Source organism: Halomonas sp. ND22Bw, assembly GCF_003011945.1.
Lineage (GTDB): Bacteria > Pseudomonadota > Gammaproteobacteria > Pseudomonadales > Halomonadaceae > Halomonas > Halomonas halophila.
Window position 1 is genome coordinate 185,695 of sequence record NZ_PXWD01000003.1, and the last position, 12,843, is coordinate 198,537.

Sequence of the window (12,843 nt, forward strand, 5' to 3'; positions counted from 1 at the left end):
GCATCCATCAGAGGGTGGAGTTCAACGATTCAGGTCCGCCAGCACTCTCGCGACCAGCTCGCTGCGAGTGCGCACGCCGACCTTCCGGAAGATATGGTGGAGGTGGGTCTTGACCGTCGCCAGGCCCAGCGACAGCCGCTGGGCGATCTCCTTGTTGCCGCCGCCGCGCAGCACGAACTCCAGCACATCCAGCTCACGCTCGGTCAGGCCATAGGTCGCGGCGACGCCCTCCCGCTCCCGGTCGCGCTGGGGCAGGTAGGTCGCGTTGAGGGAAAATTCGATGAACGGCTGGACCTGGCGCAGCAGCTCCAGCTCCTGCGGCCGGAAATTCCCCATCGATGCCTCGCGCAGGATGGTGATGCCCGCGATGATCCGCCCCTCGCGACGAAAGAACATGTCCGCCACGTAACGATGGTTATGCGGCACCATGAACTCCTGGTAATAGAGCGTCTGCTTCAGGAAGTGCGGATCGATCTGCGAGTCCAGCGTCACCACGGTGTCGTCACGGCCGGCGAAGCGTTCGGGGTGCAGCGGATCCAGGGCACCGTACTCGGTGCAATACTCGCGCTCGGCATCCGGGGGCAGGTTATACAGCAGGGTGCCGGCATGCCGCATGTCCGGGTTGACCAGGAAGAATGCCGAACCGCTCAGGGGGACCAGGCGGCCGATCAAGGCCAGGGTTTCACGCTGAAAGCGCTGGGCATCCGGGTGATCGTTCATGATGCGCAAGCCTTCTTCGGAGTCCACGACCGCGGGCAGCGTGACCGGCATGAAGCGGGCCGCCGCCCTCCGCAGGCGCCGCCTCATGCGGCAGCGACGCCCGGCGTGAGCGCCTGGGGCTGGCCCTCAGAAGCGCTCGAAGCGGTAGGGGGACGGATCGATGATCGGCGTTTCGCCGGACAGCAGGTCGGCCGCCAGCTGCCCCGCCGCCGGCGAGGTGCCGAAGCCGTGTCCGGAGAAGCCGGACGCGATGCTCAGCCCCGGGATACCGGGCACCGGCCCGATGACCGGGTTGGAGTCCGGCGTGATGTCCATCATCCCCGCCCAGGCCGACTCCACGGTGGCCTGCTCGAAGATCGGCCAGGCGGCGGAGAGATTGCGCTGGGCCTCGGCGTTGATCGTCGAGTTGGCCGCCGGATCCAGGGTCCGGACGCGCTCGAAGGGCGAGGTCTTGCCGCCGCGCCAGCGCCTCGGCAGCGCCAGGTCGCGCAGGAAATGCTTGCCCAGCGAGATCCGCAGCAGGTGGCGCTGGGAGCGCAGCGATCCCAGGTAGCGTGACCCGACCAGCAGGTGATCCAGCATCAGGGGAGCATCCAGTGCACCGCGCTGGGTGACGATGAAGCCGCCGTCCTGGTGCTTGCGGAAGGAGAAATCGGGGCCGCCGACGGCGATGTCCGTCGGCCCTTCCATCGGCGTCGTCTTGAACACCGAACAGATCAGCGGCAGGACCGGCAACGAGACGCCGAGGTTGCCGAGGAAACGCCGGGACCACATGCCGCCGGACAGCAGCACCTGATCGCAGCGGATCTCGCCCTTCTCGGTCACCACGCCGCTGACCTTGCCGGCCGACCGAGACACCGTGCGCACCGCGCAGTTCTCGACGATCACCGCGCCCTTGGCCATGGCGGCCTTGGCGATGGCACTGGAGGCCAGGGTCGGCTCCGCCCGGCCGTCGGAGCCGGTGAAGATGCCGCCCGCCCACTCGCCCCGGCCGCCGGGCACCCGCTGATCGATGTCCTTGGCGCTGAGCAGCTGCGAGTCCAGCGACAGCGACTCGACCGACGTCAGCCAGGCTTCGTGAGCGGCCAGCTGCTCGGCGGTGCGGGCCAGGAACATGATGCCCGTCTGACGATAGCCGACATCGCTGCCCACACGCTCGGGCATGCCGGCCCACAGCCGATCCGAGGCCAACGCCAGGGGCACGTCGTCCAGCTGGCGGCTGGTCTTGCGAATCCAGCCCAGATTGCGGGAGGACTGCTCGGCGGCGATACGCCCCTTCTCGAGCACCACCACCGGGATGTTGCGCTCTGACAGGGCCAGTGCCGCCGTCAGGCCGATGATGCCACCACCGATGATGACCACGGTGGTCGAGGCGGGGAAGTCGGTGGACGTTTGAACGGGCTCGATGGTCGGTGCTGCCATGGCGGGAATCCTGAACGAGTCGGTGAACGACGAGCGCGCGGCGGCCGGCCCTGTTGGCCGGTCACCGCGGCAAGAACGAGCGGCCGCCTTACTGGGCGGAGGTGTCGATCCGCTCCACGTCGGCGCGGCCGGCGCCACGATAGGCGGTCACTTCCAGCTCCACCTTGTAGACCTCGGAGCCCAGCGGCGGGCAGGTCACGGTGATGGACGGATCGACGCCGCGCATCTTCTGGCCGAAGAGGGTCATGACGGTCTCGGTGTCGGCCGGATTCTGGATGAAGATCTTCGCCGATACGATGTCGGCCAGGCCGCTATCCACGGAGCCGAGCGCGGTCTCGATGTTGGCGAAGACCTGCAGCAGCTGCTCGCTGACGTCCTCGGGGATCTCCTTGGTCTCGGGGTTGCGCCCCGCGGTGTTGGACACGAGGATCCAGTTGTCGACGGCCACCAGCCGCGAATAGCTGGCGTGGGTTTCGAACTTCGAACCTGTCTTGACCTTCACGATATGGGTCATGATCTCTCCCGGTAACGTCATCGGATGGAAAAAGGGGCCATCGCCGGACGGCGATGGCCGGGGAGCCTGCGCCTGGTCTCAGCGGAGCTCAGGGGTGTCCCAGAGGTTGAGCTTGACGCCGATGCCCTGTTCGATCGCCCGGCGATAGACCACGGTGGCCCAGGCCACGTCCTCGACCGGCATGCCGCCGACCGACATCATGATGATCTCGTCGTCGTTCTGGCGGCCCGGGGCATCGCCGGCCACGATCGCGCCCAGATCCTCGAGGCCATCGGCGGAGAAGCGGCCTTCCTCGATCATGTCCATGAACTTCATGCCGACCAGCGGAATGCAGTGGTGAGCCGGCTTGGGGACTTCCTCGTACCAGGCCTCGTACAGGCCGGTGTTGTCGAGCACCTTGCGCACGTCCGGCGCTTCCATGCCGGCATCGAAGTTGCACGGCGCCGGCATGGCCAGGAAGGTGCCCGGGCTGACCCACTCGCGCTTGACCAGCGGGTAGTCGTCGGGATTGCCCACTTCCCCGGAGGCACAGTAGGTCACGATGTCGGAGTCGCGCACGACCGCTTCGATGTCGTCGACCACCTGGACGGTGAGCTGCGGGTAGTTGTCATGGACCCACTCGATGAAGGCCTCGAGGCTCTTCTTGCCACGTCCCTTGACCTTGACGGTGTCGATCTGGGGACAGGCGGCGATGAAGGCGGCCAGCGAGGTGCGCGCCATCACGCCGGGCCCGAAGATGCCCACGACCTTCGAATCCTTGCGCGCCAGATGGCGAGCGCCGACGCCGGGCACCGCCCCGGTGCGGTAGGCCGACAGCAGGTTGGCCGACATGTAGGCCAGGGGCGCGGCCGTATCGGCGTCGCTGAGGGTGAACATGAGGATGGAGCGCGGCAGCCCCTTTTCCTTGTTCGCGATATTGGAGCCGTACCACTTGACGCCCGAGGTGCAGAAGCTGCCGCCGAGATAGGCCGGCATGGCCATCATGCGACGATCGGCGGTGGGCTTGGGCATGTTGGGGAAGGGCGAATCTTCCGGGAACATGATCATGGCGCCGTGCGAATCGTTGTTGGGGCCGGCCATGCGGTAGTCGCCGTGGTAGAGCAGTCCGAACATCTCCTCCATGGTGTCCACGCAGGCAGCCATGTCGGTGACGCCGGCACGGATCATGTCCTGCTCGGAGAGATAGATGAAGTCGATCCGGGTATCGTTGGCCATGCTGGAATTCCGCTTTGTTGTTGGGTGTGAAGCTCGCAGGCCCTCGGCCAGTGGATGGGTGGCGCTGCCGAGCCTCATCGTCAACTCGCTCCTGGGCATCGGGCTGGCGGCATCGACGGTTCGAGACGAGCGAGATGACGGCCGGCGAGCCTCAGCGGGAGCTTCTTATCGACTGACATAGTGCGTGTCAGTCGACGCCGGCGTTAGCACAAATCGGCAATTCATCCTCGGGACCTCCGATGGTCGATCATGACAACCTGGCCCGGAGTTTCCACGATACGAAGGCCTCGAAACGGGCATGCAGAAGGCCCGTCGGCCAGCCATCACCCAGGCCCCGTGAAGAAATAATTCCCTTCAGCATCAAATGGTTGATGAAACCATCTCCGACAACGAGGTCACACCTCCGGAGACCATCGCGCGGATGCGGCGAGGGAAGAGAAGACATGGCCGGCCCAGCCTTGTCAGGCATGGCGGAATATCAAAAGCGATACGCTTGTCTTGGGTCCTGTACGAATACGGTCTGCGCTCGCCCATACGGCGTTAAAAATCGGCTCAAAGGCCTCATTGACACCACGTGAACTCCGCCTTTTCACCGATGTTTACCTTGCGACCCACAGGGAGGTGGAAAGTGCGTTGGCCCGCCGGGAACGGGCCTGGCCCTGGCCATCGCTCGCCAACTTTTCGCACAAAACCCAAGACGGCTTCACTGAAGCTCGATCAGATACCACTTGCTGCAGAGTCGTATTGGCTCTCGGCAATCTCTTCTTGTTCACGATGTCACCGACACTCGGCGACACGACGGCAAAACCCTCTCGCCCATGACGGCATGTGGACTCGCCGCTTTTTCACACAGTGAAAAAGCGAATTGATCCACGATCGCTTATTTCAGAGCCTTGCTCCGCGACACCCGATGTCAACGACAACAACAGCCATCATGGGAATACATAATGACAACCGCGACACGCCTAGCCCTGGCGCCCCTGGCGCTCTTCCTGACGATGCCCGCCCAGGCCGTGGCCGATGCACCGCACGCCGGGCCACATTTCTCCGGCACGCTGAGTGGCGGCGTCCTCGACGTCGATGATCGCGACAGCGATCTCTGGGCCTTCAAGGCGGAAGCCGGCGTGGATGGGCTCTACCGGGTCAACGACGACCTGCGTATCCGCTATGAGCTGGTCGGCGACTTCGCCAATGCCATCAACTCGGTGGACGCCCAGACCTGGACGCCCGGGGCGCATGCCCAGGAAGAGGGCGAGATCTATGTCCGCACCGCCAGGGTCTTTCTGTTGACCGACTACGGCAGCCTGGGATTGCAGCCGAGAGCCCCTTCGGGGTTCTGGGGGCAGATCTATCGCAACATCGATACCTTCGAGTACAACCGCCTGCACAAGCAGACGGGTCAGAACGCCATTTTCGGCCAGTCTGAACAAGGCACGGACGTACTCTCCTATGGCTCCCCCAAGTTCCACGGCTTCCGGTTCATCGCTGCGGCTCTGACGCCGGATAACCATAACGGCGAAGAGCTCGACGTGGTGACCGGGCGCCTGGTCTATGATCAGGGCCCCCTGAATGCCGGTATCGGCCACACCCGGATCGATACGCCCGCGGGCGATGGCTACGACCTCACCCGCACCTCCTTCGGGCTCGGCTATGACTTCGGCATGATCCGCCTCGGCGGCGTCTACGAGCACAATGACGACCGTGCCGACGGCACGAACCGCGGCTTCGATGCCTGGGGCGTGAACGCCTCGGCGCGTTTCACCGACGCCTGGTCGGCCTCGCTCGGCTACGCCGAGAACGACAAGCCGGGCGATGCCGACAACAGCAACGTCACCGGCATCGTCCGCCATCATTTCAATGACCGGGTCTACGCCTTCCTCGAGGCCGCCAGCTACCAGAACAGCGACGACAACCTGGCCACGGGGATCAGCGTCAGCTTCTGACGCCTGTCGTCCTCGGCGATACCGGGCGCACGCGCCCGATATCGCTGCCCTGCCGTGCGAAGCACGGCAGCGGGCATGACGGCCGGCTCGCCACCATTGCCGCTAGACTCACAGCGGATGACGCTGCACACGACATGGCGCCCTCACCCCTGTTTCATCTTGTGAAAACCGGCATTGCGCCCCGTCCCCAGCCTGCCTAACGTTGGGGATATTAAAATCTTCACAAAACGAAAATCCCACACAAAAACCAATAATTACAAACACTTGAAAGAGGAAAACGCCATGTCAGCTCCTCCCCGAGACCGTTCTCCGCTGACGATGCTCATCACCCCCCTGATGTTCCTGGTCGGGGCGCTGCTGATCGGTGGTGCCCTGTATACCGCAAAATACGGCGTGTTCGACGATGCGCTGGTGCGCGTCGGCGGCTTTTCCCTGGGCGCGCTGTTCCTGCTGCTGCACTCCCTGCGCCAGCCCGCCTCCCTCCTTCGGCGGCTCCTGGATATCGCCCTGGTGGCGATGATCGTCATCGCGGCCTGGCGCTACTTCATCATCTCGGGGCGGCTGGAGTCGGGGCTCTACTTTCTCCAGCCGCTCGACCTCTGGTGTGGCCTGGCGGGCATGCTGGCGCTGCTCGAGCTGACGCGCCGCGTCATCGGCGTTCCGCTGGTGATCGTCGCCCTGCTGGTGAGCGCCTATGCCTATTTCGGGGATGCCCTGCCGGGATTTCTCAGTCATGCGGGCATTTCCTACCCCGAGATGCTCCAGACCTTCTGGTACAGCTTCGACGGCGTCTTCGGTCAACCCCTGGCCGTGGTCACCAGCACCATCCTGGTCTTCATCATCTTCGGCGCCGTGCTCGAGGCCCTGGGCATTGGCCAGGTGCTGCTCAACCTGTCGCTGCGCAGCCTCGGTCGGCTGCGCGGCGGTGCGGCCTATGCCGCGGTGATGGCAAGCGGCCTGTTCGGCACCGTTTCGGGCAGCGTCGTGGCCAATGTGGTGGGGACGGGCGTCGTCACCATGCCGATGATCAAGAAGAGCGGCTTCAGCGCCCGTTTCGCCGGTGCCGTGGAAGCCGCCGCTTCCAGCGGGGGGCAGATCATGCCCCCGATCATGGGTGCCGTCGCCTTCATCATGGCGGACATGACCGGCATTCCTTATCTGGAGATCTGCCTCGCGGCCCTGATTCCAGCCCTGCTGTTCTACGGCAGCCTGTTCGCCAGCGTCGGCGCCGAGGCGCGTCGCGCGGGCATCAAGGCGCCCGATCGAGCCACCCTGCCGAGCCTGAGCCGTCAGGACTGGCTGCTGCTCTCGGCCTTCGTGGTTCCCCTCGCCCTGATCGTGGTGATGATGATGCAGGGGCGCTCTCCGGCCCTGGCCGGGCTCTGGGCCATCGGCGCCGCGGTGGCGCTGGGGCTGCTGTTCAATCCCCGGGCCCGCAACCTCAAGGCCCTGCTGAACATCGTCGGCAGCAGCGCCAACGCGGGGGGCACGATCCTGGTCGCCGTGGGGGCCGTCGGCATCATCATCGCGGTGATGAACCTGACGGGGCTGGGACTGCGCTTCGCCTCATCGGTGCAGGCCGTGGCCGATGGCTCGCTGTTCCTCTCGCTGCTGCTGATGGCACTGGCATGCCTGGTGCTGGGGATGGGCATGCCCACCGTTCCGGCCTACCTGATCATCATCCTGATCATGGGGCCGGCGGTGGAAGCCCTCGGTGTGCCCACCATCGCGGCCCACATGTTCGTCGTCTATTTCGCCGTACTGTCGGCCATCACGCCCCCCGTGGCGCTGGCCGCCTTCGCGGCGGCTCCCATCGCGCAAGCCAATCCCATGGCGATCGGCATGACGGCCATGGGGCGCCTGGCCCTCATCGGCTTCCTGACCCCGTTCGTGTTCGTCTACAGCCCCTCGATGCTGCTGATCACCGACTTCTCGCTCGTCGAGTTCGTCTGGTCGATCCTCCGGCTCGCCCTGGCGGCCTACCTGATCGCCAGGATCAGCGTCCTGGGACAGGCCTGGTGGGCCATATCCGCCATCGTGTCCATCACGCTCGTGGCCCCCTTGCTGCCACTGCAGGTGGTGGGCGCTCTGCTGGGAGCAGGCACGCTGGTTGCGGCATCACGCAGCAGCCTCTCCCCGTCAAAATCCCTTTGAACAAGAAAAGCCCGAGAAGGAGTGCAAGAATGGCAATGCAAAAGAAAGCTTCGACCATGGCATTAATGGGTGGCGTTCTGCTGAGCGGACTGCTCGGACTGAGCCCCGAGGCAGCGGAGGCACAGTCGAACTACCGGCTGAAGACGCTGGGCACCGGCAGCTCGCCCTATGTCGTCTCGACCGTGTTCGCGGATATCGTGAACAACCACACGGATAACAGGATTCAGGTCGACGCCACCGGCAGCGGCACCGAACAGGCCGTCACCACCGCCCGGGGGATGACCCAGTTCACCTCCAGCTTCTCCCCGGGCCTGGCGGCCCTGATGCGAAACGGCACCGGCATGTTCGAAACGCTGCCCCAAGCCTCCGAGCTATACGGCAACTTGCGCCTGCTCTTCAACTATCCGATGGGGCTCTATCATGGCGTCGTGTTCGCGGATTCGGGCATCGAGACCTACGAGGATCTCGAGGGCAAGCGCGTCTTCACCGGCCCGCCGACCGGCCAGGCCCGCAAGACCGTCGAGCCGCTCATCGAAGCCATCACGGGCTACAAGGCCGACGAGGACTACGAGGCCGTCAACATCAGCTGGGATGCCGCGGCGCAAAGCTTCCAGGATGGCAATCTGGATGCCTACTTCAACCCGACCCAGGCGCCCAGCCCGGCCCTGACCCAGATCGCGATGAGCAACCAGATTCGCTTCCTGAGCATCCCGGAGGTGGAAGAAGGGGAACTGGCGAGCGTCCTGCAGCGGCCCGGCTATCGCGTCGTCGAACTGCCCGCCGGCATCTATGGCGAGAATCAGGTCAACGTCGAACCGGCACGCTCCATCGGCGTGACCATCGGCATGGCCACCAACAAGGACATGCCGGAAGACGCCATCTATTCGATCACCAAGGCCTTCTGGGAGAACCTGGCGGAGAAGCAGGAGGCGGTGCCGCAGATGCGCAACCTGTCTCTCGATACGGTCTTCCAGGACATGGACACGCCGCTCCATCCCGGTGCCATCCGCTACTACGAGGAAATCGGTCTCGACATTCCCGAGAGCCTGATCCCTCCCGAGGCACGGTAAGGGCTTTCCTGCACCCGGTCATGGCCGGGTGCAGGGCCGCAACCTCCCCGCCACGCCCCCCGGGCCTGTCTCGATCGAGCCGCCCCTCGCCTGGCTCAATAGATGCCATGCTCATGGAAGATTCGGGAAAGCTCCTCGGCGGCGGGCTTCAGGTACTGGAAGAAGTGATCCTCGATCGCCACGTCCTTGTAGGCCGACTTCATCCAGACGATATTCAGGCTCGCCTGGACATCCCCCAGCACGATGACGGGCACCGCGATCGCCTGGAACTCCTCGGAGGTTTCGGAGGGCAGAGAAGACTGGCTCGGATCCCGCACCGCGTACCCCTTTTCCCTGACCTTGCCGAGCGTCTCGGCCACATACTGCTGATCGGCGGCCAGCCTTGCATCCTCTCCCCCCTGCTTCTGGAGACGCCTGAGGATGGTGTTAAGGGTCCGTTCATCGCAGTAGGCCAGAAAGGCCCGCCCCATGGCCGACTGCAGCATGCTGGGCTTGTAGCCGACGACTTCGCGGTTGATGACGAAGGCGCTCTTGCGCCGTGACGTCTCGATGATGGCCATCCCGTCACCGTCGTAGACGGAGATGTCAGACGGCCAGGCGAGCTGCTGCTGCAGGGCATCCAGCACGGGCGCGGCGGCATGCGCGATGGCATCGTCCATGCTGACGTGCCCGCCCAGCTCGTGAAGCTTGTAGGTGAGTCGATACCGGCTGTCTCCCATCCCCCGATAAACCCACCCCTTGTCCTCCAGGGTGGCCAGGATCCTCAGGATGGTGGCTCTATCCAGGCCCGTCGCCTGGTGTAAATCACTGAGAGATACGGGCCCATTCGCATCGTTGATCGCCGCCACCACATCCAGGCCTCGTGCCAGAGCTCTGATCTTCTTGTTCATCTCACCCTTGTTCATCACGCATGGATAAAGACGCCAACCGGCCGTAATGCCCGCCTTCCCCTTCTCGGCCGAGCCATCCCGGCTTGATCGGGGAATGTTACATCGCCATTCCTGTCCCGGCTTTTCCCCATAGGGCTTGGCCCCATCAGAGCGCGACGCCGGTTCGTTCAGGCCTTGAATTTCATTTGGTGAAAGGCTGGATTGCAGGCTCCGCCACTTGAACAGAAAGTAAGAGGCACCGATTTTCCCAGATGCCATTCAACAGGCCCACTATGACCCAACAGCCGAATATCCTGTTCATCATGGCCGATCAACTGCGGGCCGACTACCTGGCCTGCAACGGACACCCCAGCATCCGCACGCCCAACATCGATGCCCTGGCCGCCCGGGGCATCAACTTCACCCGCGCGTATTGCCAGGCCCCGGTCTGCGGCCCCTCCCGCATGTCGTTCTATACCGGTCGCTATGCGGCGAGCCATGGCGCCAGCTACAACAACGTCCCGCTGCGGGTCGACGAGCGCACCCTGGGCGACCATCTGCGCCCGCACGGCTACCGGGTCGCCCTGGTCGGCAAGACCCACATGAAGCGCGACGACGAGGGCATGGCCCATCTGGGCATCTCGCCCGACTCCTCGCGGGGCGTGCTGGTCAGCCAGTGCGGCTTCGAGCCCTTCGAGCGTGACGATGGCCTGCATCCCGACCAGTCCGCCGACCCCGACCTCAGGTACAACCAGTATCTGCGCCGCCAGGGCTACGACAGCCGCAACCCCTGGCACGACTACGCCAACTCCGCCGAAGACGATGACGGCAACATCCTGAGCGGCTGGCACATGCGCCACTGCGATCGGCCGATACGGGTCAGCGAGGAGCACTCCGAGACCGCCTACACCACCCACCGTGCCATGGACTTCATCGACGAGGCCGGTGATACCCCCTGGTGCCTGCATCTCAGCTACATCAAGCCCCACTGGCCCTATATGGCCCCGGCGCCGTACCACGACATGTACGGGGTCGAGGATATCCCGGACGCCGTCCGCTCGGCGCAGGAAGCCGCCTCTCCCCATCCGGTGGTCGGTGCCTTCATGCAGCACACCGAGTCCCGGGAGTTCGCCAGGGACGAAGTCCGGCAGCGGGTCATTCCCACCTACATGGGCCTGATCACCCAGCTGGACGACCACATCGGCCGCCTGATGACCTTCCTGGAAGACCGCGGACAGCTGGACAACACCCTGATCGTCGTCACCTCGGACCACGGCGACTATCTGGGCGACCACTGGCTGGGCGAGAAGGAGATGTTCCACGAACCCAGCGCACGCATCCCGATGATCGTGGTCGACCCGCGTCGCCAGGCCGACGGTACCCGCGGCAGCCGCGACGACCGGCTGGTGGAAGCCATCGATCTGGTGCCCACCTTCGTCGATGCCGCCGGTGGCGACAGTCAGGCGCTGGACCATCGCCTCGAGGGCCGTTCCCTGCAGCCGGTGGTGCACGGCCAGGGCGGCGAGTGGCGCACCCATGCCTTCAGCGAGTCGGACTACGCCTGGCGGCCGGCACGCCTCGCCCTCCAGCTCCCCCCCGATCAGGCCAAGGCCTACATGGTCACCGACGCACGCTGGAAGTATGTCCACTACGAGCATCACCGCCCGCAGCTCTTCGATCTACAGAATGATCCCGATGAACTGCAGGACCTGGTGCCGGAAGGTCGTAATGCCGAGGTATGCCGTGAGCTGGAGTCGGCCCTCAACGCGTGGTTCCGGGATCGTAAGCTGCGAGTCACGGTCAGCAACCAGCGCGTCGAGACGAACACGGCCAGGGCGCATGAGCGTGGCTACCTGTTCGGCGTCTGGTAAGCACGAGGGCGCCGGCGCCGCCCTTCCCGCCGAAGCGAGCGATCACTCACCTTAACTTGCCGAGCAGTTCCCGGATCAGCTCGCGATGTTCCCCATGGAGGCGATAGGCCACGTAGGCCTTGAGCTCGATCGGCGGCGCGTCCTCGACCGGGAACAGGCGCTCCTGCCGGCAGTGGGGCGCCACGATGTCCCGCGGCAAATAGGCGGCCCCGCCGCACGTCAGCAGCAGGTTCAGGGCGATGCGCCCGCTGTTGACCCGGCCCCGCGCCAGCAGCCGCTGGGGGAAGTGGCCCTCGTGAACGCTGGCGAAGGCGGTGCCCCACTCGACCCGGATGTAGCCGTCGCCCACCGCCTGCTCGGCGCGCTGGCCGGGGCGGCTCGACACCATCACCAGCGGAAGGGTCGCCACCTCCTCGACGCCCACCTCGCGGAGGCGCGGGGTATCGTAGAGGAAGCCGACGTCGATCATGTTCTGCTCGAGCTTCTCCACCACCCGCAGCGGCGTGCTCTCCTCGGCGCGGATGCCGAGCGCCGGGTAGGCACGATAGATGTCGGTGAGCCACGCTTGGAGGAAGATGTCCCACAGGCTGGCGACGCCGGCCACCACCAGCCGCCGCTGGTGGCGCTCGCTGAGCGCGGTGTCCTCATAGGCCCGCTCCCAGGCGTCGAGCAGGAAGCGCGCGTGGCGCTCCATGCGCTCCCCGGCGGGGGTCAGGCCGATGCGATGATGGCCGCGGCTGAACAGCGCCAGGCCCATGTGCGCCTCGAGCTGGCGGATGCGCGCGCTGACCGTGGAGGGCGAGACGCTGAGGCTCTCGGCGGCGCGGCCGAAGTTGCGCAGCCGACTCACCTCGAGGAAGGTTTGCAGCAGTTGAGTATCCAGGGCGACCACCTTCGGTTTTTCCGTTCATGAAGGCCAAAAAATTTTGTTTTTCAGGATAACGACTTTTCCATAGGCTATGCCCGCAAAGTCGACGAGCGAAGGCTAGACAAGGCAAACATTGGCGAGAAAGCGGAGTTTACGAGGGGTAAATGAGCATTTTGAGCCGATGTTTAACGCCGTAT

At 64.9% G+C, this 12,843-nt stretch carries 10 protein-coding genes; 4 read left to right on the forward strand and 6 right to left on the reverse strand.

Going from position 1 to position 12,843, the window contains the following annotated elements; genetic code table 11:
- Window positions 1–21 precede the first annotated feature (21 nt).
- The 4 genes from CVH10_RS05920 to CVH10_RS05935 form a co-directional block, all read right to left on the reverse strand.
- Window positions 22–720, reverse strand: coding sequence for a helix-turn-helix transcriptional regulator (locus CVH10_RS05920; protein WP_237022336.1), 699 nt, complete (start codon window positions 718–720; stop codon window positions 22–24).
- A gap of 126 nt (window positions 721–846) precedes the next feature.
- Complete coding sequence (locus tag CVH10_RS05925; RefSeq protein WP_106488101.1) at window positions 847–2,142, reverse strand: FAD-binding oxidoreductase; 1,296 nt, start codon at window positions 2,140–2,142, stop codon at window positions 847–849.
- An 88-nt stretch (window positions 2,143–2,230) separates the two neighbouring features.
- The gene (locus CVH10_RS05930) at window positions 2,231–2,656 is read right to left on the reverse strand and encodes a Rid family hydrolase (RefSeq protein ID WP_046078975.1); all 426 of its coding nucleotides are present in this window, start codon (window positions 2,654–2,656) and stop codon (window positions 2,231–2,233) included.
- A gap of 78 nt (window positions 2,657–2,734) precedes the next feature.
- A complete protein-coding gene (locus tag CVH10_RS05935) occupies window positions 2,735–3,871 on the reverse strand; it encodes a tyramine oxidase subunit B (protein ID WP_106488102.1) in 1,137 nt (378 codons plus the stop codon).
- 947 nt (window positions 3,872–4,818) lie between these two features.
- On the opposite strand from CVH10_RS05935, the gene CVH10_RS05940 reads away from it, so the two are divergent.
- The 3 genes from CVH10_RS05940 to CVH10_RS05950 all read left to right on the forward strand — a co-directional run bounded on the left by CVH10_RS05940 (window position 4,819) and on the right by CVH10_RS05950 (window position 9,038).
- Complete coding sequence (locus CVH10_RS05940) at window positions 4,819–5,814, forward strand: porin (RefSeq protein ID WP_106488103.1); 996 nt, start codon at window positions 4,819–4,821, stop codon at window positions 5,812–5,814.
- 282 nt (window positions 5,815–6,096) lie between these two features.
- Entirely contained in the window at window positions 6,097–7,968 is a 1,872-nt protein-coding gene (locus CVH10_RS05945; protein ID WP_369335740.1) for a TRAP transporter permease, read from the forward strand.
- A 56-nt stretch (window positions 7,969–8,024) separates the two neighbouring features.
- A complete protein-coding gene (locus tag CVH10_RS05950; RefSeq protein WP_181244360.1) occupies window positions 8,025–9,038 on the forward strand; it encodes a TAXI family TRAP transporter solute-binding subunit in 1,014 nt (337 codons plus the stop codon).
- Between the two features lie 95 nt (window positions 9,039–9,133).
- Here CVH10_RS05950 and CVH10_RS05955 read toward each other — a convergent pair whose 3' ends face one another.
- The gene (locus CVH10_RS05955; RefSeq protein WP_181244361.1) at window positions 9,134–9,928 is read right to left on the reverse strand and encodes a helix-turn-helix domain-containing protein; all 795 of its coding nucleotides are present in this window, start codon (window positions 9,926–9,928) and stop codon (window positions 9,134–9,136) included.
- Between the two features lie 272 nt (window positions 9,929–10,200).
- Between CVH10_RS05955 and CVH10_RS05960 the strand changes: the two genes are divergently transcribed.
- Window positions 10,201–11,778 carry a sulfatase-like hydrolase/transferase gene (locus CVH10_RS05960; protein WP_106488107.1) on the forward strand — a complete coding sequence of 526 codons (1,578 nt, stop codon included), beginning with the start codon at window positions 10,201–10,203 and terminating at the stop codon, window positions 11,776–11,778.
- Window positions 11,779–11,824: 46 nt separating this feature from the next.
- Here the strand turns inward: CVH10_RS05960 and CVH10_RS05965 are convergent, their stop codons facing one another.
- The gene (locus CVH10_RS05965; RefSeq protein ID WP_106488108.1) at window positions 11,825–12,670 is read right to left on the reverse strand and encodes a LysR family transcriptional regulator; all 846 of its coding nucleotides are present in this window, start codon (window positions 12,668–12,670) and stop codon (window positions 11,825–11,827) included.
- Window positions 12,671–12,843 lie beyond the last annotated feature (173 nt).